The following is a 21,493-nucleotide window of genomic DNA, read 5'->3' on the forward strand; positions in this document are numbered from 1 at the left end:
GGCATTCGCTCCGGGCCGCAGCTGAATTCAGGTGGTCGATTCGGGTAACAGGAGCGACCTGTCAAGAATCATTACTCTCATGCGAGATGGTGCGTGTTAGAAGGGTTTGGAAGGGGCGTCAAGACCTATGGTTAAAATAGGATAAAGCTAATGAAATTTAACCCAAAACACCCGCAATCTCCGCCTTAACCTCATCAATCTCGCCAAGGCCATTGACCCAGGCCAGATTGCCCTTGGCGTGGTAATAGCCAATCAGCATCGAGGTTTTCTTGTAATATTCCATCAGGCGGTTCTTGAGGCTTTCCTCATTGTCATCCGCGCGGCGGGTAAAGCCTTTGGCCTGACCACATTTGGTGCACACTTCATCAGCCGGAATGGGCTTGGTAATATCGTTATAGACCTCACCACACCCGGCACAGGTTGCGCGTGCCGTGATGCGTGCCACCAACGCGTCATCGTTGACTTCCATGGCCACAACCTTGTCGAGCGTTTCACCGGTTTCTTCCAGCAAGTCCGCCAATGCATCGGCCTGAGCCAGCGTCCTTGGGAACCCGTCGAAGATGAACCCACCCTTTTTGTCGCCCTGCAGCTTTTCGCGGATCAGTCCAATAACGATCTCATCGGTTACAAGATCACCTCGCGCCATCACATCGGCCACGATCTTGCCCATCTCGGAACCGCTGTCCTTGGCCTCGCGCAGCATGTCGCCTGTGCTCAGCTGGATCATGTTACGCTCTTCCACGAGGAAATGCGCCTGCGTGCCTTTGCCCGCCCCTGGCGGTCCGAGAAGAATGATGTTCATCGACGTGCTGTCCCTTTTCTGCGCGCCCGTTTTTTACCTTTGCCACCGAGCTGCGATTTCTCGATCAGGTCCTCATATTGATGCGCCAGAAGGTGGGATTGCACCTGTTGGATCGTGTCCATGGTCACCGACACAACGATCAGAACCGAAGTGCCGCCAAAATAGAATGGGATCGCAAATTGACCACGCAGAATCTCCGGTAGGAGACAAACTGCCGCAAGGTAAGCCGAACCAAGCACCAAGATACGAGTGACCACGTATTCCAGATATTCGGCGGTTTTCTTGCCTGGGCGAATGCCTGGGACAAACCCGTTCTGGTTCTTGAGGTTGTCGGCCACGTCATCCACTTTGAACGACACGTTGTAGGTGTAGAAATAGGTGAAGAAGACGATCATCACCGTAAAGAACACCAGATAGGCAGGCTGTCCGGGACCAAAATAAGCCATGATCGTAGACATCACCGGCCCGGTCTGATCGCCCGAGAATGTACTAAGCGTTGCGGGCAACAGCAGCAGCGAAGAGGCAAAGATCGCCGGGATCACGCCAGCCGGATTCACCTTGACCGGCAGGTGGCTTGAGCCGCCGTCATAGACCTTCATCCCAACCTGACGGCGCGGATACTGAATGTGGATCTTGCGCAAAGAGCGCTCCATGAAGACCACAAAGGCGATGGTCGCGATCACCATGACGATGACACCGATGATCACGGCCGGGCTGAGCGCACCAGAGCGGCCAGACGCAAAGAACTGCGCCAAGGCCGCAGGAAGCTCAGCAATAATGCCCACGAAAATGATCAGCGAAATACCGTTGCCCACGCCGCGTGCTGTGATCTGCTCCCCCAGCCACATCAGGAACATAGTCCCACCCACAAGCGTGATCATGCAGCTTGCGATAAAGAAGAACCCAGGGTCAGACGCCAATCCGCCGCCTTGCAACGAGGCGGCCAGACCATAGGATTGCAAGGTCGCCAAGAACACTGTGCCATAACGCGTGTACTGGTTGATCTTCTTGCGCCCCTGCTCACCCTCTTTCTTGAGCTGCTCAAGGGCGGGCACCATGGCCGTCATCAGCTGCACAATAATCGAGGCCGAGATGTAGGGCATGATGCCCAGCGCAAAGATCCCCATCCGGCCCAGCGCACCGCCCGTGAACATCGACAGCATCCCGCCGATTGAGGCCTGTGCGCCCTCCATGAACTGGCGAAGTTCAGCCCCATCAATGCCCGGCACCGGAATGAACGTGCCAATCCGGTAAACAATCAAAAGCCCGATGGTGAAGAAAATACGCTTGCGAAGCTCTGTTGCTTTGCCCAGAGCGGCCCAACTCGTATTGGCCGCCATTTGTTCTGCTGCAGATACCATGCGTGGTCTCTTTGTTATGGCAAACGCCGCCCGGGGCCGTTTTCCGGCCAGGCGGCGTCCAAAGGAAAACTAGAAGCTATGTAAGGGGACATGCGCCCTCTCACAAGTTTTATTCAGCCGATTGTGCCGCCGCGACGGTCAAAGACCCGCCTGCTTTTTCCACCGCCTCAATGGCCGATTTCGACGCGCCCGTCACTTCCAGCTTGAGCTTGGCACTGACCTCGCCCTTTGCCAGAACGCGGATACCGTCCAGCTTGCGCCGCACCAGACCGCTTTCAACGAGTACGTCTTCTGTGATTGCTTTCTTGGCATCCAGTTTCTTCGCATCGACGAATTTCTGAATGAGACCAAGGTTCACCACGGCAAACTTCTTGCGGTTTGGCTTGTTAAAGCCGCGCTTGGGCAGCCGTTGGTAGAGCGGCATTTGCCCACCCTCATAACCCGCAATAGCCACGCCCGAACGGGATTTCTGACCTTTGATACCGCGGCCCGCGGTTTTACCCATGCCAGAGCCAGGACCACGGCCAACGCGTTTCTTGCGTTTCGTGGCGCCGGGATTGTCGCGCAATTCATTGAGTTTCATATCGCTTCTCCTAAGCCGGATGTGACCCCCGAAGCGTAACGGGCCAACCACGGCGTTTCTTGATTGTGAGTCGTATGGCACTGGGCCACCGGGGGCGTATAGACCCGAAGCGATATGTGATCAAGTGCGAAGACTATTGCAACCGCGCCGGACTTGCCTGCCTCCGACGTTCGCTCACGAAAGTCGGGCGCTCAGACGCCGCCACATGGGTCGATGTGACCTCAACAGAAGGCAGACGCCGCGACCCCAACTGCCGCCACCGCTTCACCGCGCCACCCAGCGACATCACGATGTAAAACGCCTGGATCAGCGCCGCACTGAGATTGAAGTCCACAAACAGCGACACCATCACACAAGACGCCGCACTGCCCGTCAGCAAAAAATATGTCGGCGTGGAGCAGCTTAGGCGTCCAGTACACAGGGCAAAAAATCCCAACACATAAATAGACACCCCCACCAGACCCACGGCACGACATACCAACACAACATCAACACTCGAAAACTCATACGAAACCATCACACACCTGGCTCTTTCCCAGCCTGGCACTCGTTGCTGCGAGTACATCCAAGCCATGAAACCCAGCTACCTCGCTCCCTGTCAGCGCACCGTCAGTTAAGGCGTTAAAGAAGTGTGAAAAACACGTGAGCAGTCGCGTTTTGGCGACACCGGACAGCAGAGAGGCGTGCTCCACTCAACAAAGTGAAGGACTGCAAACACTTGACGCTTAACGGTATTCCCTCTTGCCAGCGCGCTCCTCAATTTGCATGTTTGAAATACAACGGCGGCCTCTGGATAGCTCGCTGCAGCTTTGCAGAGAGTTGGGCGGGGCATCCCCGCCTTCGAAGATGACCAACACAAACAAGGCGCAACCGCCACTGGGTTTCACCCAGAACGGGTAGCGCAAATCGCAGAAAAGCAGAGGCCGTTCGTTGCATCCGGTCAAGTCAAATGGATAAACGCCAGCTTGCAGAAAACCTTGCGGTCAGCCTGTGCAGTGCAGGATGGTCAAAAGAGACGCTCTGTTCCACACTAGTCCGCAGGCTTCCGCCAGCTGTGCACGTTTTGGCAGGGCCAATAAGCAGCGATCTGGTTGGTGAAATCGTGAAACCTTACGCGCCTGCGCCCAAAGTCGTGCAAAGCATTCTTTGTCAAAATCCAAGTTTTCAACGCCTTTTCACTTATTGCCAGAAAAACAATGTCTGGCCGGCTCCGGACCTGACTGCGCCGGTCATGGCACCGACCGACGCCTTTGTGGCCCTGGAACTGCCTAAACTCACTACCGCAGATGCTCTTGCCGATTGGGTCGGGCTGTCACTGGATCAACTCGCATACCATTCAGATCTGCAGAACCGGTTCGAAGAACACGGCGATATGGCAGTCAATCATTACCACTATCACCTCAAACCAAAGTCATCTGGCGGTCAGCGTGTGATCGAGGCCCCAAAAAAGCGCTTAAAGACCATCCAACGCCGCATTTTGACCGGGATCCTCAACCCTGTTGCCTCACATCCAGACACGTTTGGCTTTGTCAGAGGGCGCAACTGTCTTGACGGCGCGGCGCGTCACGCCGGGGAACAGGCTGTATTGTGTTTTGACCTAAAGGATTTCTTTCCCTCCATCGGATATGCGCGTGTGTTCGGATTGTTCAGATACCTTGGATACCCTCACACCGTCGCCCGCCATTTGTCAGCTTTCTGCACAAACGTGACCCCGTCGCGCATTGTCGAGCATTTGCGGCCCGAAGATCGCCCGCTGTACAAGACCCCGCATCTGCCACAGGGCGCGCCAACCTCGCCATCCTTGGCCAACCTTTTGGCCTACACACTCGACAAACGGTTGTCGGCGCTTGCGCGATCCCTGAATGCAAATTTCAGCCGATACGCTGATGATTTGGCGTTTTCGGGGGACTCATTCATCGCGGCAACTCTGGTGCGCACCGTGCCCAGCATCGTCGAAGAGGAAGGGTTCACACTCAACACCAAGAAAACCAGAGTGACATCCGCCTCGTCGCGTCAGTCTGTAACGGGCATCGTGGTGAACCAACACCTCAATATTGACCGTAAGACCTTTGACCGGCTCAAGGCCATCATCCACGCTTGCGGAAAACCTGAAGACACAAGATTAAACGACCCTGCCTTTTGCGCCTCGCTGATTGGCAAGCTTGATTGGTGCGAACGCGTGAATCCCGGGCGAGGACAAAAACTCAAGACATTGCTCTCAAGATCAATTGATCGCAAGTTTGGACGTGACGAGACAGCCCCTTCCAAGACTTGATGCCACTGAAAGTTCCAGAACATCGACAGTGTCGCGCACAGTCCGCACCATTAACCCTCTCCAGATACCGACGCCGCACCGACGCAATACCGACGTGATACTGATGTAATACCGACATCCAAATCCCCTCAAAACAAGGGCGTTAACCTTTGCGCCTCACTCCGACGCCGCATAGCTCCCATCGGCATCATGCGTTTCTTGCCCGCTCAGCGCGGGCGTGAAGATACAGATGAACCGCAGGTCTGTTTCAGCCCGGATGATATGCGGGTCATGCTCATCAAGCACATACATCACTCCCGGCTCAAGCGGCCAGGTTTCACCGGTGACGGCGTTCTCAACTTCTCCTTTCCCTTCAATGCAGTAGTTCGCCTCAATATGGTTCTTGTAGTGCAGGTGCTGGGTGCTGCCGGCCTTTACCACCGTGTCGTGAAACGAATACCCCAACCCATCGCGTGCCAACAAAATCCGCCGGCTTTCAAAGGCGTCTCCCGTGGCATGATCTGGTGTGCCAAGTACGTCAGAAAGCGTTTTTACCAACATATTCAATTCCCTCGCAGTGCTGTGAGTTGATTTTAGGCCCGTTGGGATATGTTATGACAATATGAAGAGCACAAAGACAATCCTGGCCAGCTGCCTCGCCGCAAGCCTCACGTTCAGCACAACAGCCTCTGCCACCGATTGCGCCCGTGATGCGATGCTGGTGTTTGACGGATCAGCCTCCATGGCCGAATTGGGTCTCAACCTTGCGGATCCCAAGCGCATCGACGACGCCCGCACTGCGTTACACGACGCAATGCCGCAGATTGCCCCGGTGCGCCGGATTGGCCTGTTGACCTATGGGCCGGGTCCGGAGAACTCCTGCGAAGGGATCAACCTCAAATTTGGGCCTGTCGCGGATGCTGCGCAACCGATCCTTGAGGCGATAGAGCTACTTGATCCCAATGGCTTAACCCCCCTGACAGAGGCCGTGCGCACCGCTGCTGACGTGCTGAACTATCGCTCAGAGCCTGGTATCGTGGTGCTCGTTACAGATGGCAACGAAACCTGTGGTGGCAGGCCTTGCGCCTTGGGCGCCGAACTCGCGGCAACGGATCGCGACCTAACTGTGCACGTCATCGGATTTCGCGTGGTCACGGATCGCTTTGCCTGGGACAGCCCCGAGGCCAATGTGTACCCTGATGGCATTTCGGTCGCCAAATGTCTCTCGGATCAAACCGGGGGTATGTATGTCTCAACCGAGACCATTGATGAGCTGAGCCAGGCCCTGCGACGCACTCTGGGATGCGCCCTCATTGGCTAAAGTTCTGAAAACCGCCGCCGCAACAGGCCTTGCGTTATGCGTGGCCACCCAGAGCATGGCGCAATGCAGCCGGGACGCTATGTTGGTCTTTGACGGCTCAGCCTCCATGGCGGAACTTGGCTTTGGCGCCAGTGGCCCCTCACGCATTGAAGAAGCCCGTACAGCGGTGGCCGAGGTGATGCCGCAGGTCGCCCCGGTCCGTCGCATCGGGCTATTGACTTATGGGCCGGGCGCAGCGGACAGCTGTCGCGGGATTCAGGTGAAATTCACACCAAGGGCAGATGCAGACAGGGCTGTGATTGCCGAGGTGAAGGCCCTACGCCCTGCCGGCCTGACCCCGCTCACGGATGCCGTGCGCGAGGCGGCTGAGGTTTTGGACTATCGCACCACCCCCGGCATCATCGTGCTGGTCACAGACGGCTCGGAAACCTGCAGCGGCGCGCCGTGCCGGCTAGGCCAGCAGCTGGCATCGACAGGCCGCGATCTGACGGTGCACATCATCGGCTTCAGGTTGGTGTTTGACCCGTTTTCGTGGAACAGTATTGAGGCGTTTCAAGCCGCCGCCGCAGAGGTGCAATGCCTCGCAGATCAGACCGGTGGGAGCTATGTGACGACCGAAACGGTAGATGAGCTTGCGGATGCGTTAAGACGGACGTTGGGGTGTGCGGTGGTGGGGTGATCGAGTGCGATTACCACAATGCTTTGTCATTTTCTCTCACAATTTCCAAAGTGCTGAGCCGCCACAATTTCTCCAAATAAAACAGTGTTACGCGAATGGACAGCCTGTCCATCTCTCATCACGGTTGTTGTTTGGATAGCACCCGAAGAGAGTTTCTCAGTGAATGAGAACGCACTTTCACCAACAAAAATCTCTACCGCAACGAACCCGGCGTTGCCCTGCATATAAGCTTTTTGAGAAATGGTATCCACTTTGAACATCAATAGCATTTTCTCTTTGTCGACACCGTCGGCGTCGACTCTAGTTTCAAAGTGACGGTCCCAATCTAGTACCTCGGACGAAGTCGGGCTGGCATAAAAGGCCTAAACCAAAATCACACTATTCAAAAACTTCATTGTAAATCGGTCCACCGAATAACTCGCGATTCAGAGTAGAGTTTTTTTAGCGGACAATAAAACGAAAACACCCCGGCCATCGCTGACCTGGGTGCATCGGCGGGGTGAAACCCCGCCTTACGGATTTGGGTAGGCCGGGGTTCACCCCGGCACATACTCACCCTTTTTCTTCGACGATTTCCACCAGATGCGGGATCTTGTTGATCATGCCGCGCACGGATGGCGTATCTTCCAGCTCGCGCGTCTTGTGCATCTTGTTGAGGCCCAGACCGATCAGCGTGGCGCGCTGGTCTTGAGGGCGGCGGATGGGCGAGCCCACTTGTTTGACGACGATGGTTTTTGCCATGTTCCCGTCTCCTTACGCTTCTGCGGCTTCGGTCGAAGCCTCTGCAGCAGGCGCGTCATCCTTGCGCAGGATGTCGGCGACCTTTTTGCCACGACGCTGCGCGACCATGCGCGGGCTGGCCTCTTTTTGCAGACCGTCGATTGTGGCGCGGATCATATTGTACGGGTTTTGCGAGCCAATCGACTTGGCCACAACGTCCTGCACACCCAGCATCTCGAACACAGCCCGCATCGGACCACCGGCGATGATACCGGTACCGGTTGGTGCTGTGCGCATCACGACCTTACCCGCCCCATGACGTCCTTCGACATCGTGGTGCAGCGTCCGACCCTCGCGCAGGGGCACGCGGATCATCTGACGCTTGGCTTGCTCTGTGGCTTTGCGGATCGCCTCAGGCACTTCCTTGGCCTTACCCTTGCCAAAGCCAACGCGGCCTTTCTGATCGCCAACGACGACGAGCGCGGCAAAGCCAAAGCGCTTACCACCCTTTACGGTCTTTGAAACACGGTTGATCGCAACCAGGCGATCGGCGAATTCCGGGGCTTCGTCGCGATCGCGACCACCACCACGGCGTTTGTCATCTCTTGCCATACTCGGCGTCCTTTCTTCGTGGCGCACTGCGCCGCTTGTCCAATCCCAGTGCTCCGGATCAGTCCGGGGCCCGGATCATCGAGACGGGGTAACCGTCTTCGCTAAAGGTGGGTCGAAGCCCCACCCCACGCCGTTTTGGTAGGGTGGGATTTCATCCCACCTATATTTTCAGGCCACCTTCACGGGCGGCATCAGCCACAGCCTTAACCTTGCCGTGAAAGAGGAACCCGCCACGGTCAAAATAGGCCTCCGTGACACCCGCCTTTTTTGCGCGCTCCGCAATTGCGGCACCCACCTTGGTTGCGGCTTCCACGTTGTTCTTGCCTGCAACACCCAGATCTTTTTCCAGGGTCGAGGCCGCAGCCAATGTAACGCCATTGACGTCATCAATAAGCTGCGCGCTGATGTTTTTGTTCGAGCGGTGCACGCTGAGGCGCACGCGCCCTGCGTTGACCTTGCGAAGTTTGTTCCGGACGCGCAGGCGGCGTTTGAGGAACAGTTGTCTTTTGCTGTTTGCCATCTTATCGCGTCCTTACTTCTTCTTGCCTTCCTTCTGGAAGATATACTCGTCTTTATAGCGAATGCCTTTGCCCTTGTAGGGCTCGGGCCGACGCCAGTCGCGGATATTGGCCGCGACCTGGCCGACGAGCTGCTTGTCATGGCCTTCCACGATCAATTCCGTGGGCTTGGGCGCCGTGACAGTCACACCTTCCGGAACCGGGAAATCCACGTCATGGCTGAGACCAAGGTTCAGCTTCAGGACATTGCCCTGCATCTGTGCCCGGTAGCCAACGCCACGGATTTCCAGCTCTTTCTTAAAGGTCTCTTTGGACCCATGCACCATGTTGGCGATGACCGTGCGGGTCATGCCCCACTGTTGACGCGCGCGCTTGGATTTGCCGCGTGGTTCAACAGTGACCGTGCCATCCGCAACCGTCAGCGTCACGTCATCCGTGGCGGTGAAGGATTTGGAAGCCTTGGGACCTTTGATTTCGATTGTCTGACCGCTCAGTGTCGCTGTGACACCATCAGGCAGAGCAACCGGTTGTTTGCCGATACGAGACATTTCTCAAAGCCTCCTTAGAATACGGTGCAGAGCACTTCGCCGCCAACATTGGCCGCCCGTGCGTTTGCATCCGACATCACACCTTTGGAGGTGGAGACAATCGACACACCCAGACCCTGACGGACCTGCGGAATGTCACCGACGCTCATGTAAACCCGACGACCGGGTTTTGAGACCCGCTTCATTTCGCGGATCACAGGCGCGCCTTCGAAGTATTTCAGGCTCACTTCGATGGCCGGGTGGCCATCTTTGCCCGTGGCATTTTCGAAACCACGGATATAGCCCTCGTCGGCCAGCACATCCAGAACGCGCACGCGCATTTTGGAGGCCGGAACCATAACAGTGGATTTGCCACGCATGCCCGCGTTGCGGATACGGGTGAGCATATCGCCGATAGGATCGTTCATCTCATGTCCCTCCTTACCAGCTCGACTTGACCATGCCCGGAAGCTGACCGGCAGACCCAAGCTCACGCAGGGCAATCCGGCTGATTTTCAGCTTACGGTAATAGGCATGCGGCCGGCCGGTGAGCTGGCAGCGGTTATGAAGGCGGGTGGCCGAGCTGTTGCGCGGCAGGTTCGCCAGTTTCAGGGAGGCCCGGAAGCGTTCTTCCATCGGCTTTTCCTGATCGTTGATGATCTCTTTCAAAGCGGCACGCTTGGCGGCGTATTGCTTCACCAGACGCTGACGCTTCTTTTCGCGTTCGATCATTGCTTTCTTAGCCATGTCTAAAATTCCTCGCGATTAGCTGCTGAAAGGCATGTTGAAGTGCTTCAACAGCGCCTTGGCTTCAGCGTCGGTCTGCGCCGTGGTTCCGATAACAACGTCCATGCCCCATACTTCGTCGACCTTGTCGAAGTTGATCTCGGGGAAAACGATGTGTTCCTTGATGCCCATGGCATAGTTGCCACGACCATCAAATGACTTGCCCGACACGCCGCGGAAGTCGCGGATGCGCGGCATGGCCACGGTGATCAGACGATCCAGGAATTCATACATCCGGTCGCCACGCAGGGTCACTTTTGCGCCCATTGGCATGCCCTCACGCACACGGAACCCCGCGATGGAGTTCTTGGCGGTGGTCATGACAGCGTGCTGGCCGGCGATCGTGGTCAGATCTTCCTGAGCCGACTTGGCTTTCTTGGAGTCCTTAACCGCTTCTGCGCCACAGCCGATATTGAGAACAATCTTCTCAAGCTTCGGAATCTGCATGTCATTCTTGTAGCCGAATTCCTCTTTCAGAGCGGCACGAATGGCGTCCTTGTAAGCGGCTTTCAGGCGCGGGGTGTAGTTTGCTGTATCAAGCATCAATCACGTCCCCCGTGGTCTTGGCGTAACGCACCTTCTTGTCGCCTTCCATCTTGAAGCCCACGCGGGTGGGTTTGCCCTTTGCATCAACAAAAGCCAGATTGCTCAGGTCAATTGGCATCGCCTTGGGAAGGCGGCCACCCTGGCTTGTCTGGCTTTGGCGTGTGTGGCGGATGGCCATGTTGATGCCATCGACAACCGCTTTGCCGGCCTTGGGATCAACAGAGGCAATCGTGCCTTCCTTGCCCTTGTCCTTGCCAGCCAGAACGACGACCTTGTCGCCTTTTTTCAACTTAGCAGCCATATCACAGCACCTCCGGGGCGAGCGAGATGATCTTCATGAAGTTCTTGGCCCGCAGCTCGCGCACAACCGGCCCGAAGATACGGGTGCCGATGGGTTCACCTGCGGTGTTCAGGATCACGGCGGCGTTGCGGTCAAAGCGAATGGCAGTACCGTCTTCACGGCGGATTTCCTTGGCGGTGCGCACGACAACGGCTTTGCGCACGTCGCCTTTTTTCACACGGCCACGTGGGATGGCTTCCTTCACCGAGACGACGATAACATCGCCCACGGACGCATATTTGCGTTTGGAACCACCCAGGACCTTGATGCACTGAACCCGGCGAGCACCGGAGTTGTCAGCAACATCCAGATTGGTCTGCATCTGGATCATGAGGTTTCTCCCGACCTTTGGGGGGCGTCATTGCCGTATCCCCAGGGTTTCGATCAAACCGAAAGGTTTGCAGGCTTACGCCTCCAGAACCTCCCAGCGTTTCGTTTTCGATTTCGGCGCGCATTCGATGATGCGAACTTGGTCGCCGACCTTGAAAGCGTTCTTTTCATCGTGAGCCCGGTACTTCTTGGACTTACGAATGGTTTTCTGAAGCACAGGGTGCTTGAAGCGGCGCTCAACCGAGACAGTGACGGTTTGGGCGTTTGCGTCGGAGGTCACGACGCCGGACAGTATACGCTTGGGCATAGGTGCTCTCCTTAATCCGCAGCCGCGTCAGCAGCTTTTTCATTCAACACGGTTTTGACACGCGCCACATCGCGGCGCACAGTCTTGATCCGTGCAGGGTTTTCCAGCGACCCGGTCGCTGCCTGAAAACGCAGGTTGAACTGCTCTTTTTTCAGGTTGGCCAGCTCCTCACGAAGCTGGTCGGGCGTTTTATCACGCAACTCAGTGGCGTTCATTGCCATCTTCCTTCTCAAAACACCGGCCGGCCCCTGATTTGGATGGCTCAGGGTCACACGGAGTACCCGGTGGATGAATAACAAAACGAATCCCCGCACGAAGTGGGGACGTCAGATGGGCGCGGTATAGGGGAGGATGGGATGCGGGGCAAGGGAAAGTTTGGAACTTTGTTCGATCTATGATTTGACTGTGATTAGCCTTCTTTTTATGTCCCAGAGGCCAAATTGACCCAACCTACGACAGCCTACTGCAACTGCGGTGCCTGCAGCGTGAGCGTTGACCGGGAGCCGCGCCACCGGCTTTATTGCCACTGCAGCGTCTGCCAGCGCGTCTACGGTCAACCATATGCTGATGTCACGATCTTACCGGCTGCAGCGGTCAGCGTCCCAGAAAACACTCGGATAACCTTCGATCGTTACAAGTCTCCACCAGCAATCCGGCGCGGCATGTGCCCCGACTGCAAGACCCCCGTTGTGGGCTTTATGACATATGGCCCCGGCCTGCGTCTCGCCTACATTCCGGCCACGGCATTTAAAACAAATCCGCCAGAAACGAAACCAATGGTACACCTCTTCTACAAGACACGTCAGGCAGATGTGGAAGATAGGTTGCCCAAGATTGCAGGGACTATCGCCAGCTTCATCGCCGGAACACCGCTTGTTTTGGGGGCACTTTTCTCACGGCGTTAGGCCCACCCATAATTAAAACTCACCGAAATCCGGTCGTCCTCGCTCATATTCATCGGCACCTCGTGGCGCAGCCAGCTTTCCCAAAGGAGCACGTCGCCCACCACCGGCTTGGCATAAACAAAAGTTCGCAACTCCTCTCGTGCGTCCTTCTTGCGCGCAGGGGCCGCCATCATCCGTGCTGATCGCGGATCTTCCAGCTTCAGCGCCGATGCGCCGTCTGGCATCGCCACATAGGTTGTCCCCGAAATCACCGAATGCGGATGGATGTGGGAGCTATGCGTGCCGCCTTCGGGCAGGATGTTGATCCAGATGTCCTCAAGCGTCAGCGCCCGGTCTTCCAGATCAAACTCCAGATCCTCCGAAAATGCCGCCACATGCGCGTCGAGCGCCTTCACCAAATCGCCAAAGATCGGAAAGCGCCACGGCAGGTCCGTCAAAGACGCGTAAGACGTATAGCCGGGATACCCGTTCTCTTCGCACCAGGTTTGTCCGGCTTCATCATCTTCGGCAATGGAATAGCAAGATGCCTCCAGCTCTGTAGGGTCAATAGACGGCTTCTGCTCTGACAGGGCAGCGTGATAGAGGCGGGTGACGAAAAGTGATTTGAGATTTGGCATGAGATCCGCATAGCGCAGACGCATCTTTGACGCCAGAGCCTAGCTCTTCACCGGCCCCGAGCTACAGCGCGGATTGGGCCGCCCGCCATCGGCATAGGCCAGGCAAAGAACAATCTCTTCCGGTCCCGGCGCATCGGCAATGAACAGTGTCATCGTGTCGAAATGATCAAAGGACCAGGGATTGTCTTTATGCCCCACCGGCAGGTCAATCGGCGTGCCCGGAGGTCCGATCTTGACGTTGGACGGGATCACGGCCTCTCCGCCGCCAGCGGCGGCCCGCATGGGTGCGCCAAGCTTGGGATGAATAACGGCCCCACCATGTTCCATCTCACCCATCGGCCCCACGAGCGCGGCCTACCATATGACACTGGCGCGCCGGGCAGCTGCGCAACAGCCTCCTCGGACAATTGCTCGCCCAGTACGCGCCCTATCTCAAAGAGCGGCGAGAGGACGTCTGTCACCTGCCCCGCCAATGGATGGCGCAGGACGGCCATCGCGGCCACCCTTGTGATCGGGTCACAGGACGCACCACCATAGGCCGCTGTGACGATCTCCCGTTGGAATACGACTTTGCGAGGGGAAATAATATCCGTGGTCCCTTTCCATCCAAACGCGTCAATAGTTACGCCGCTTTTGCACTTCATGATAGAGGATATCGACCCAAGCAGATGAACACGGCCCGGCGTACCGGGGATGATAGGCATGAGACAGCGCCACCCAAAACGTGACCCCAATATGCCTTTATTCAAAGAAAATTCAGAACTGACCCTTAAACACCGTGAAATGCACCAGAAAGGGGCGTTACATGGGTCGAGTGTTGTGTTTGATGTGCGTTTGGCTTGTTCTTGGCTTTCCGGCGGCGGCTGACATGTCCGCAGGCGGACTTTTTCATGCACGCCAGCCCTTGATTGATACCAATCAGCCCGTACGCGCTTTGGTCGCGTCGGCCAGTCTTTTTGTTGGCGATGCCGATGGCGGACTGTTTGCAGCTCTGCCCGGACGTCTCGATGCGCCCTTGCGACAGGGTGGCACCAAGGCTGCCATGCTGCGCGACTTGATCGCCTCTGCAGAAGCCGGGCACGCTGGATACAATGCCGTGCAACATGGCGCGCGCAAAAAACCCGCCAAGCGCCCCACGGACATGACACTGCAAGAGATCTACACCTGGATCAAAGCAACTCCGGGTCAGCCCCACGCGATCGGGCGCTATCAGTTCATTCCCGCCACACTTCGCCACTCTGCCGCGCGGCTTGGCCTTGCGCCTGATACGCGGTTTAGCCCCAATGTCCAGGATACACTGGCCGATCTCTTGCTCGGTGATGCCGGGTTTCTAAAGGTTCAAAAAGGGGACATCAGCCCTAAGGAGTTCATGCACAACCTCGCCAAGATCTGGGCGGGATTGCCCACCGCGTCCGGACAAAGCTACTATCATGGTGTTGCAGGCAACAAGGCTGTGCTGAGCTGGGAAACCTACGCAAATCAGGTGCGCGCCATCCTCAAAAATTGAGCCCCTCGGCACCGCGTGCTCCTGGCTCAGGGTGGCTTGAGCGAAACATTGGCCGCGATCAGTCAGCAAAAGGTGATCTGTGACAAACGATTGCGTCTGGCACGTCGCGCTGCAGAAAGATAGGCAATCTCAACCCGCATAAATCAAAGGCGCGAGACATGCCTGACATCATTCTGCACAACTATCCACAATCTCCTGTGGCCGAAAAAGTTCGCGTTGCCCTGGGCATCAAGGGTCTGAGCTGGCGGTCCGTCGAAATCCCACGTCTGGCACCGAAACCCATGCTCACCCAATTGACTGGCGGCTATCGACGCACGCCAGTGATGCAAATCGGAGCGGACATCTACTGCGACAGCCAATGCGTGATCCGAGAGTTGGAACACCGCATTCCGTCGCCCAGCTTCTTTCCTACAGCCGATGCAGGTCTGATGTGGTGCCTGAGCCGTTGGACGGATGGGGCCTTGTTTGACGCAACAGTCAAACTGGTGCTCGGGGCCGCGGGCGATGCGCTGCCACAGGATTTCGCGGCTGATCGCGGGCGGCTTTATCTTGGCCCGGACTGGGCCGACGGGCTCAAAGCGGCCAACGCCGCCCTACCCCACTTGGCCACCCAACTGCGCGCACCGCTCTTCTGGGCCAATCAGCAATTCGCCGATGGCCGCGCGTTCCTGACCGGAGATGCGCCTGCGGCGATTGATGCACAGCTTTACCATGTGGTCTGGTTCATTCGTGGCCGCTGGGAGAACGGTCCGGCCTTTTTGTCTGAATTCCAAGGGCTGGAGGCCTGGGAAGCAAAGATTGCCGCCATTGGGCATGGCACCTTCACCGCCATGACGCCCGAGCAGGCTATTGCAGAAGCCACCGCTCATGATCCGGTGCACATATCGGGACACGACCCGCATGACCCACAGGGATTAAAGCCAGGCATAGAGGTAACCGTTTCACCTGATCTTGACGGCGGGGAACAACCGGTCTCAGGCACGGTCGTTGCCGCCAGCGTCGACACCTTCACGGTCGCACGATCAGACAGCGATATTGGCAAGGTGCATGTGCATTTTCCACGTGCGGGCTATCGGGTGAACATCAGCTAAAATGTAAAAACCCCCGCCAATCTCTCAGCAGGGGTTCTCTATGTCGTAGGGTGGGGTTTCACCCCACCAATCACCAGTCCTCGCGAACCACCACGCGGGTTTTCACCGGCAGCTTCATCGCCGCAAGGCGCAGAGCCTCCATGGCAACGCCTTCGGCAACGCCGTCGATCTCGAACATGATCCGGCCTGGCTTGACCTTGCAGGCCCAGCGGTCCACAGACCCTTTACCTTTACCCATCCGCACCTCAATCGGTTTGGCGGTGACAGGGGTGTCTGGAAAGATCCGAATCCACACACGGCCCTGACGTTTCATGTGACGCGTCATGGCACGACGTGCGGCCTCGATCTGGCGCGCGGTGACACGCTCCGGCTGGGTAGCTTTCAGGCCATAGGTGCCAAAGTTCAGGTCAGACCCGCCCTTGGCTTCGCCCTTGATACGGCCCTTGAACTGTTTACGGAATTTTGTGCGCTTTGGTTGAAGCATGATTAGTTCCTCCGACCGCCGCCAGCACCGCGCGGTGCGGGACCGTCCTGCAGCTCTTGCGCTTTGCGATCACGGGCCGACGGATCGTGCTCCATGATGTCGCCTTTGAAGATCCAGACCTTGATCCCGATGATGCCATAGGGCGTCTCTGCCTCGGTCGGTGCGTAATCAATATCCGCACGCAGCGTGTGAAGCGGCACACGGCCCTCGCGGTACCATTCTGTCCGCGCGATTTCCGCACCACCCAGACGACCGGCAACATTCACTCGAATGCCCAGAGCGCCCATGCGCATCGCGTTTTGAACCGCGCGCTTCATGGCACGGCGGAAGGACACACGACGCTCAAGCTGTTGCGCGATGCTTTCGCCCACAAGAGCTGCATCCAGCTCAGGCTTGCGCACTTCCACCACATTGAGGTGCAGCTCGCTGTCGGTCATGTTGGCCAGCTTACGACGCAGACCTTCGATGTCTGCCCCTTTCTTGCCGATGATCACACCCGGACGCGCGGTGTGCACAGTCACGCGGCATTTCTTATGCGGGCGCTCGATGATCACACGGCTGATACCGGCTTGCTTGCACTCTTTGTTGATGAATTCACGGATCGCAATGTCTTCCAGCAGAAGATCACCGTAATCCTTGGTATCGGCGTACCAGCGGCTGTCCCAGGTGCGGTTGACCTGAAGGCGCATGCCGATTGGATTGACTTTATTTCCCATTAGGCTTGCTCCTCAACTTCACGCACCTTGATGGTGAGCTCGGAAAACGGCTTCAGGATGCGACCAAACCGGCCACGCGCCCGCGGGCGACCGCGTTTCATGATCAGGTTCTTGCCGACATAGGCTTCCGCCACGATCAACTCATCCACATCCAGGTTGTGGTTGTTCTCGGCATTGGCAATCGCCGACTGAAGGCATTTCTTCACGTCCTCGGCAATCCGCTTGTTCGAGAAGGTCAGGTCATTAAGCGCCTTATCGACCTTCTTGCCACGGATCATGGCCGCAACCAGGTTCAGTTTCTGCGGGCTGGTCCGAAGCATGCGCAGTTTTGCCATTGCTTCGTTTTCAGCCACGCGGCGGGGGTTCTTTTCCTTGCCCATGACTTACTTCCGTTTCGCTTTTTTGTCGGCTGCATGACCGTAATAGGTACGGGTCGGTGCGTATTCACCGAATTTCTGACCAATCATATCTTCCGACACGTTGACGGGGATATGTTTCTGACCGTTGTAGACGCCAAACGTCAGACCCACGAACTGGGGCAGGATCGTCGAGCGGCGCGACCAGATTTTGATGACTTCGTTACGACCACTTTCGCGCGAGGCTTCGGCTTTCTTAAGCACGTAAGCATCCACAAAAGGGCCTTTCCAGACTGAGCGGCTCATATGTTAACGGCCCTTCTTCTTGGCGTGACGCGAGCGGATAATAAGCTTCTGCGACGCCTTGTTCTTGTTGCGGGTGCGTGCCCCTTTGGTCGGCTTACCCCATGGGGTCACCGGGTGACGACCACCTGAGGTCCGACCCTCACCACCACCGTGCGGGTGATCGATCGGGTTCATAACCACACCACGAACGGATGGACGAATGCCTTTGTGGCGCATCCGGCCCGCTTTACCGTAGTTCTGGTTTGAGTTGTCAGGGTTCGATACCGCACCAACCGTGGCCATGCATTCCTGGCGGACCATACGAAGCTCACCCGAGCTCAGACGGATCTGAGCGTAGCCACCATCACGGCCCACAAACTGCGCATAGGTGCCTGCGGCGCGGGCGATCTGACCGCCTTTGCCTGGCTTGAGTTCAATGTTGTGGATGATTGTACCGATCGGCATGCCGGAAAACGGCATTGCGTTGCCCGGCTTGATGTCGGCCTTGGCGCTTGCGATGACCTTGTCACCAACCGCCAGACGCTGCGGCGCCAGGATATAGGCCTGCTCGCCGTCATCATATTTCACAAGAGCGATGAACGCGGTCCGGTTCGGGTCATATTCGATCCGTTCAACGGTGGCCGCCACATCAAATTTACGACGTTTGAAATCAACGATCCGGTAAAGGCGTTTCGCGCCTCCCCCACGACGACGTGAGGTAATCCGCCCGGTGTTGTTCCGGCCGCCCGATTTCGTCAAACCCTCTGTAAGGGCCTTGACGGGGCGTCCTTTATACAGCTCCGAACGGTCGATCAGCACCAGCCCGCGCTGGCCCGGCGTCGTTGGCTTATACGACTTAAGTGCCATGCTTTCTGTCTTCCGTTTAGCAGTGGCGGATGAATGCATCCGCCTATGTAGGCCGGGGTTGACCCCGGCATGGATATAGGCCCCCGGAGGTGCCCGGTTGAAATGGTCTTGCGACCAAAAGCACAGCCCCGGACGAATCCGGGGCCTTGCCGATGGGGTCGTTTACGAAAGAGAGGGGGCGGGTCAAGGGGGCTGGATGAGAAACTCCACGCCGTCATCCTCGGGCTTGACCCGAGGACCACTTGACCAGGAGATCCCCGATCAAGTCGGGGATGACGACACGCAGAGTGGTAAGCCGCGCGATATCGAAGTCAGCAGTCGCAGATAGATGATTGCAAGGAAGTTGAAATATCTAAGTTCAGTATTCACTTTCAATAAATGAATATAGAGACCTGGAATATGGAATGTGGCCCTTCAATCGCGAGAGAGTAACGAAAAGGCTAAATACGGTAGATCTCGACCCAGAACTTGGAGACGTCGAGTTTCTATGTGCGGTGGAGGAAGTCTTTGACGTGAATATAAGTAAAGACGCTGCGGCAAACCTAATCACGGTAGGCGCACTGCATGAGCTCATTCTAAAGCAAAAAATTGACCTATCACAAAGTGAAAGCATTTGGTCATCGCTTACAGAGCTTCTGCGCGAACACACTGGTACCAAAGACCCAATTGATCACGAAACAACATTCTTTCCAAAATTCGCAAAAAAGCGCGGCAGACCTGGAACGACCGAACAAGAAACCCCGGCCACTCTCGCAGCCGGGGTTTCTCAAATCGTAGGGTGGGGTTTCACCCCACCAAGGCTCAAAGCCCCGTGGTCACGTCAATCGTGTTGCCTTCTTCCAGCGTCACATAGGCCTTTTTCACGTCTTTCCGTTTGCCCATCTGGCCGCGGAAGCGTTTGACTTTGCCCTTTGTAATCGCCGTATTGACCGCCTTCACCTTCACCCCAAAGAGCGCCTCAACGGCCTCTTTGATCTGTGGTTTGGCCGCGTCAATCGCCACCTCGAACACAACCGCGTTGGACTCAGAGGCCATCGTGGCTTTCTCGGTGATGATCGGCTTGCGGATCACGTCGTAATGTTCTGGTTTCGCGCTCATTTCAACCGAGCCTCCAGTGCTTCGATCCCTGCTTTGGTCAACACAAGCGTGTCGCGGCGCAGGATGTCATATACGTTTGCGCCCATGCTTGGCAGCACGTCGAGACCGTCAATATTGGCCGCCGCCTTGGCAAACCCTTCATTGACTTCGGCCCCGTCGATTACCAAGGCCCGCTTCCAGCCCAGGTCTTTGACCTGCTTGGCCAGGTCCTTGGTCTTGCCTTTGGAATCGGCGGCGTCCAGAACCACAAGCTCACCTGCCTTGGCCTTGGCCGACAGAGCATGCTTGAGGCCCAGCAAACGCACCTTCTTGGGCAGATCATGCGCGTGGCTGCGCGGAGTCGGACCCTTGTAGATACCACCCTTGCGGAAAATCGGCGCGTTGCGGTCCCCGTGGCGTGCGCCCCCGGTGCCCTTCTGGCGATAAATCTTCTTGGTCGAGTAGCTGGTTTCCGACCGTGTCTTGACCTTGTGCGTACCAGCCTGCGCCTTGTTGCGCTGCCAGCGGACGACGCGGTGCAGGATATCGGCGCGGGGTTCGAGACCAAAGATTTCTTCGCCCAGATCGACCGACCCGGCTTTCTTGCCGTCGAGTTTGATCACGTCGAGTTTCATGCCTCACCGTCCTTCTTCTCTTCAGCTTCGGCAGCTTCTGCCTCGGCCACGGTATCGATCTTGGCCTCGTCTGCCTCAGCCGCTTCCATCGCGGCTTGCTCTGCTTCGGCGGCGGCTGCTGCCGCAGCTTCTGCTTCAGCAGCGGCAGCGGCCGCAGCTTCTTCAGCGGCTTTTTCAGCTTCGGCAGCGGCGGATTTCAAGGCAGCCGGCAGAATGGCGTTCTCAGGGAACGGCTTTTTCACCGCATCCTTGATCGTCACCCAACCGCCTTTGGAGCCTGGAACAGCGCCCTTGACCATGATCAGGCCACGGTCGGCATCGGTACGCACCACTTGCAAGTTTTGGGTGGTCACACGGGCAGCCCCCATATGGCCGGCCATCTTTTTGCCTTTGAACACGCGGCCCGGATCCTGACATTGTCCGGTTGAGCCGTGCGAACGATGGCTGATCGACACACCGTGCGTGGCGCGCAGACCGCCAAAGTTGTGGCGTTTCATGGCGCCAGCAAAACCTTTACCAATCGACGTGCCCGAGACATCCACAAACTGACCCTCAAAGTAGTGGTTCGCAGTAATCTCTTCCCCCACGGCGATCATGTTCTCAGGCGCAACGCGGAACTCCGCGACCTTGCGCTTGGGTTCCACCTTCGCGGCCGAGAAATGACCCCGCATGGCCTTTGAAGTCCGCTTTGCCTTGGCCGAGCCGGCACCCAACTGCACAGCGGCATAGCCATGTGCGTCGGGCGTGCGCTGAGCCACGACCTGTAGTTTGTCCAGTTGAAGCACGGTCACAGGAATCTGCTTGCCGTCCTCCATGAAAAGCCGGGTCATGCCGACTTTCTTTGCGATCACACCAGAGCGCAACATATCGAAGCCCTCCTTAGACCGAGATTTGAACGTCCACACCAGCGGCCAGGTCGAGCTTCATCAGCGCATCGACAGTCTGCGGTGTGGGATCGACGATATCGAGAAGACGCTTATGCGTCCGGATCTCGAACTGGTCGCGGGATTTCTTGTTCACGTGCGGGCCGCGCAGAACAGTGAATTTCTCAATCTTGTTCGGCAACGGAATCGGTCCGCGCACATCGGCGCCAGTCCGTTTCGCAGTATTGACGATTTCCTGCGTGCTGGCATCCAACACACGATAATCAAACGCCTTCAGGCGGATGCGGATGTTTTGGCTTTGAACGGCCATTGTTCTTATCCCTCAAAGGGTTCAAGCGGAGAGGAAGAGAGGCGGGATTGCCGCGCTTCATCGCGCCAAAATG

The 21,493-nt window shown here is 57.0% G+C and carries 33 protein-coding genes and 1 pseudogene; 6 read left to right on the plus strand and 28 right to left on the minus strand.

Annotated elements, in window-relative coordinates:
- Nucleotides 1-157: 157 nt before the first annotated feature.
- The 4 genes from RZ517_RS15490 to RZ517_RS15505 all read right to left on the minus strand — a co-directional run bounded on the left by RZ517_RS15490 (nt 158) and on the right by RZ517_RS15505 (nt 3,263).
- On the minus strand, nt 158-802 hold the full coding sequence (locus RZ517_RS15490; protein ID WP_317057090.1) for an adenylate kinase: 645 nt from the start codon (nt 800-802) through the stop codon (nt 158-160).
- On the minus strand, nt 799-2,163 hold the full coding sequence (gene secY, locus RZ517_RS15495; RefSeq protein ID WP_317057089.1) for a preprotein translocase subunit SecY: 1,365 nt from the start codon (nt 2,161-2,163) through the stop codon (nt 799-801). Before secY ends, RZ517_RS15490 begins: the two co-directional genes overlap by 4 nt.
- A gap of 109 nt (nt 2,164-2,272) precedes the next feature.
- On the minus strand, nt 2,273-2,746 hold the full coding sequence (rplO, locus tag RZ517_RS15500) for a 50S ribosomal protein L15 (RefSeq protein ID WP_338549054.1): 474 nt from the start codon (nt 2,744-2,746) through the stop codon (nt 2,273-2,275).
- 133 nt (nt 2,747-2,879) lie between these two features.
- Nucleotides 2,880-3,263, minus strand: a complete 384-nt coding sequence (locus RZ517_RS15505; protein WP_338549055.1) for a CBU_0592 family membrane protein — start codon at nt 3,261-3,263, stop codon at nt 2,880-2,882.
- 714 nt (nt 3,264-3,977) lie between these two features.
- On the opposite strand from RZ517_RS15505, the gene RZ517_RS15510 reads away from it, so the two are divergent.
- Nucleotides 3,978-5,021 carry a reverse transcriptase family protein gene (locus tag RZ517_RS15510; protein ID WP_338549056.1) on the plus strand — a complete coding sequence of 348 codons (1,044 nt, stop codon included), beginning with the start codon at nt 3,978-3,980 and terminating at the stop codon, nt 5,019-5,021.
- 156 nt (nt 5,022-5,177) lie between these two features.
- Here the strand turns inward: RZ517_RS15510 and RZ517_RS15515 are convergent, their stop codons facing one another.
- The gene (locus RZ517_RS15515; protein ID WP_338549057.1) at nt 5,178-5,561 is read right to left on the minus strand and encodes an ectoine synthase; all 384 of its coding nucleotides are present in this window, start codon (nt 5,559-5,561) and stop codon (nt 5,178-5,180) included.
- A 61-nt stretch (nt 5,562-5,622) separates the two neighbouring features.
- On the opposite strand from RZ517_RS15515, the gene RZ517_RS15520 reads away from it, so the two are divergent.
- Complete coding sequence (locus RZ517_RS15520; RefSeq protein WP_338549058.1) at nt 5,623-6,321, plus strand: vWA domain-containing protein; 699 nt, start codon at nt 5,623-5,625, stop codon at nt 6,319-6,321.
- A complete protein-coding gene (locus RZ517_RS15525; protein ID WP_338549059.1) occupies nt 6,314-7,000 on the plus strand; it encodes a vWA domain-containing protein in 687 nt (228 codons plus the stop codon). The genes RZ517_RS15520 and RZ517_RS15525 overlap by 8 nt, the downstream gene beginning before the upstream one ends.
- 26 nt (nt 7,001-7,026) lie before the next feature.
- Here RZ517_RS15525 and RZ517_RS15530 read toward each other — a convergent pair whose 3' ends face one another.
- From RZ517_RS15530 to rpmC, 12 genes are all read right to left on the minus strand, one after another.
- Nucleotides 7,027-7,260: a hypothetical protein gene (locus RZ517_RS15530; RefSeq protein WP_338549061.1), complete on the minus strand. Its 234-nt coding sequence runs from the start codon at nt 7,258-7,260 to the stop codon at nt 7,027-7,029.
- Nucleotides 7,261-7,552: 292 nt separating this feature from the next.
- Nucleotides 7,553-7,741 carry a 50S ribosomal protein L30 gene (gene rpmD, locus RZ517_RS15535; RefSeq protein WP_317057077.1) on the minus strand — a complete coding sequence of 63 codons (189 nt, stop codon included), beginning with the start codon at nt 7,739-7,741 and terminating at the stop codon, nt 7,553-7,555.
- 12 nt (nt 7,742-7,753) lie between these two features.
- Entirely contained in the window at nt 7,754-8,332 is a 579-nt protein-coding gene (gene rpsE, locus RZ517_RS15540) for a 30S ribosomal protein S5 (protein WP_338549062.1), read from the minus strand.
- Between the two features lie 160 nt (nt 8,333-8,492).
- The gene (rplR, locus tag RZ517_RS15545; protein ID WP_338549063.1) at nt 8,493-8,852 is read right to left on the minus strand and encodes a 50S ribosomal protein L18; all 360 of its coding nucleotides are present in this window, start codon (nt 8,850-8,852) and stop codon (nt 8,493-8,495) included.
- 12 nt (nt 8,853-8,864) lie between these two features.
- Nucleotides 8,865-9,398 carry a 50S ribosomal protein L6 gene (gene rplF / locus RZ517_RS15550; protein ID WP_338549064.1) on the minus strand — a complete coding sequence of 178 codons (534 nt, stop codon included), beginning with the start codon at nt 9,396-9,398 and terminating at the stop codon, nt 8,865-8,867.
- A 14-nt stretch (nt 9,399-9,412) separates the two neighbouring features.
- Complete coding sequence (rpsH, locus tag RZ517_RS15555; RefSeq protein ID WP_317057073.1) at nt 9,413-9,805, minus strand: 30S ribosomal protein S8; 393 nt, start codon at nt 9,803-9,805, stop codon at nt 9,413-9,415.
- A 13-nt stretch (nt 9,806-9,818) separates the two neighbouring features.
- Nucleotides 9,819-10,124 carry a 30S ribosomal protein S14 gene (gene rpsN / locus RZ517_RS15560; protein ID WP_317057072.1) on the minus strand — a complete coding sequence of 102 codons (306 nt, stop codon included), beginning with the start codon at nt 10,122-10,124 and terminating at the stop codon, nt 9,819-9,821.
- Nucleotides 10,125-10,142: 18 nt separating this feature from the next.
- Nucleotides 10,143-10,706, minus strand: coding sequence for a 50S ribosomal protein L5 (rplE, locus tag RZ517_RS15565; RefSeq protein WP_338549065.1), 564 nt, complete (start codon nt 10,704-10,706; stop codon nt 10,143-10,145).
- On the minus strand, nt 10,699-11,010 hold the full coding sequence (rplX, locus tag RZ517_RS15570) for a 50S ribosomal protein L24 (protein WP_338549066.1): 312 nt from the start codon (nt 11,008-11,010) through the stop codon (nt 10,699-10,701). Before rplX ends, rplE begins: the two co-directional genes overlap by 8 nt.
- Before the next feature lies 1 nt (nt 11,011).
- Nucleotides 11,012-11,380: a 50S ribosomal protein L14 gene (gene rplN, locus RZ517_RS15575; RefSeq protein WP_317057069.1), complete on the minus strand. Its 369-nt coding sequence runs from the start codon at nt 11,378-11,380 to the stop codon at nt 11,012-11,014.
- A gap of 75 nt (nt 11,381-11,455) precedes the next feature.
- Nucleotides 11,456-11,686 (minus strand): 30S ribosomal protein S17, encoded by a 231-nt coding sequence (gene rpsQ, locus RZ517_RS15580; RefSeq protein ID WP_317057068.1) that lies wholly within the window; start codon nt 11,684-11,686, stop codon nt 11,456-11,458.
- Between the two features lie 11 nt (nt 11,687-11,697).
- A complete protein-coding gene (rpmC, locus tag RZ517_RS15585; RefSeq protein WP_338549067.1) occupies nt 11,698-11,901 on the minus strand; it encodes a 50S ribosomal protein L29 in 204 nt (67 codons plus the stop codon).
- A 270-nt stretch (nt 11,902-12,171) separates the two neighbouring features.
- On the opposite strand from rpmC, the gene RZ517_RS15590 reads away from it, so the two are divergent.
- Nucleotides 12,172-12,591, plus strand: coding sequence for a GFA family protein (locus RZ517_RS15590; RefSeq protein WP_338549068.1), 420 nt, complete (start codon nt 12,172-12,174; stop codon nt 12,589-12,591).
- Here RZ517_RS15590 and RZ517_RS15595 read toward each other — a convergent pair.
- Both RZ517_RS15595 and RZ517_RS15600 read right to left on the minus strand, forming a co-directional pair.
- On the minus strand, nt 12,588-13,208 hold the full coding sequence (locus RZ517_RS15595) for a 2OG-Fe(II) oxygenase family protein (protein ID WP_338551180.1): 621 nt from the start codon (nt 13,206-13,208) through the stop codon (nt 12,588-12,590). The genes RZ517_RS15590 and RZ517_RS15595 overlap by 4 nt on opposite strands.
- Nucleotides 13,209-13,247: 39 nt before the next feature.
- Nucleotides 13,248-13,912 (minus strand): annotated as a pseudogene (locus RZ517_RS15600) (amino acid synthesis family protein).
- A 101-nt stretch (nt 13,913-14,013) separates the two neighbouring features.
- Between RZ517_RS15600 and RZ517_RS15605 the strand changes: the two are divergent.
- Both RZ517_RS15605 and RZ517_RS15610 read left to right on the plus strand, forming a co-directional pair.
- Nucleotides 14,014-14,715, plus strand: a complete 702-nt coding sequence (locus RZ517_RS15605; protein WP_338549069.1) for a hypothetical protein — start codon at nt 14,014-14,016, stop codon at nt 14,713-14,715.
- Nucleotides 14,716-14,873: 158 nt separating this feature from the next.
- Nucleotides 14,874-15,806 (plus strand): glutathione S-transferase family protein, encoded by a 933-nt coding sequence (locus RZ517_RS15610; RefSeq protein ID WP_338549070.1) that lies wholly within the window; start codon nt 14,874-14,876, stop codon nt 15,804-15,806.
- Between the two features lie 70 nt (nt 15,807-15,876).
- Here the strand turns inward: RZ517_RS15610 and rplP are convergent, their stop codons facing one another.
- From rplP to rpsJ, 9 genes are all read right to left on the minus strand, one after another.
- The gene (gene rplP / locus RZ517_RS15615) at nt 15,877-16,290 is read right to left on the minus strand and encodes a 50S ribosomal protein L16 (RefSeq protein ID WP_317057060.1); all 414 of its coding nucleotides are present in this window, start codon (nt 16,288-16,290) and stop codon (nt 15,877-15,879) included.
- A gap of 2 nt (nt 16,291-16,292) precedes the next feature.
- Nucleotides 16,293-17,006: a 30S ribosomal protein S3 gene (rpsC, locus tag RZ517_RS15620; protein WP_317057059.1), complete on the minus strand. Its 714-nt coding sequence runs from the start codon at nt 17,004-17,006 to the stop codon at nt 16,293-16,295.
- Complete coding sequence (rplV, locus tag RZ517_RS15625; protein WP_317057058.1) at nt 17,006-17,386, minus strand: 50S ribosomal protein L22; 381 nt, start codon at nt 17,384-17,386, stop codon at nt 17,006-17,008. Before rplV ends, rpsC begins: the two co-directional genes overlap by 1 nt.
- Before the next feature lie 3 nt (nt 17,387-17,389).
- Entirely contained in the window at nt 17,390-17,668 is a 279-nt protein-coding gene (rpsS, locus tag RZ517_RS15630) for a 30S ribosomal protein S19 (RefSeq protein WP_317057057.1), read from the minus strand.
- Between the two features lie 3 nt (nt 17,669-17,671).
- Nucleotides 17,672-18,514, minus strand: coding sequence for a 50S ribosomal protein L2 (gene rplB, locus RZ517_RS15635; protein WP_317057056.1), 843 nt, complete (start codon nt 18,512-18,514; stop codon nt 17,672-17,674).
- Between the two features lie 801 nt (nt 18,515-19,315).
- On the minus strand, nt 19,316-19,612 hold the full coding sequence (locus RZ517_RS15640) for a 50S ribosomal protein L23 (RefSeq protein WP_338549071.1): 297 nt from the start codon (nt 19,610-19,612) through the stop codon (nt 19,316-19,318).
- The gene (rplD, locus tag RZ517_RS15645; protein ID WP_338549072.1) at nt 19,609-20,226 is read right to left on the minus strand and encodes a 50S ribosomal protein L4; all 618 of its coding nucleotides are present in this window, start codon (nt 20,224-20,226) and stop codon (nt 19,609-19,611) included. Before rplD ends, RZ517_RS15640 begins: the two co-directional genes overlap by 4 nt.
- Nucleotides 20,223-21,092 (minus strand): 50S ribosomal protein L3, encoded by an 870-nt coding sequence (gene rplC, locus RZ517_RS15650; RefSeq protein WP_317057052.1) that lies wholly within the window; start codon nt 21,090-21,092, stop codon nt 20,223-20,225. The genes rplD and rplC overlap by 4 nt, the downstream gene beginning before the upstream one ends.
- A gap of 13 nt (nt 21,093-21,105) precedes the next feature.
- Nucleotides 21,106-21,420 (minus strand): 30S ribosomal protein S10, encoded by a 315-nt coding sequence (gene rpsJ, locus RZ517_RS15655; RefSeq protein WP_317057051.1) that lies wholly within the window; start codon nt 21,418-21,420, stop codon nt 21,106-21,108.
- Nucleotides 21,421-21,493: the final 73 nt, after the last annotated feature.

Source organism: Roseovarius sp. S88 (genome assembly GCF_037023735.1).
GTDB classification, from domain to species: Bacteria; Pseudomonadota; Alphaproteobacteria; order Rhodobacterales; family Rhodobacteraceae; genus Roseovarius; species Roseovarius phycicola.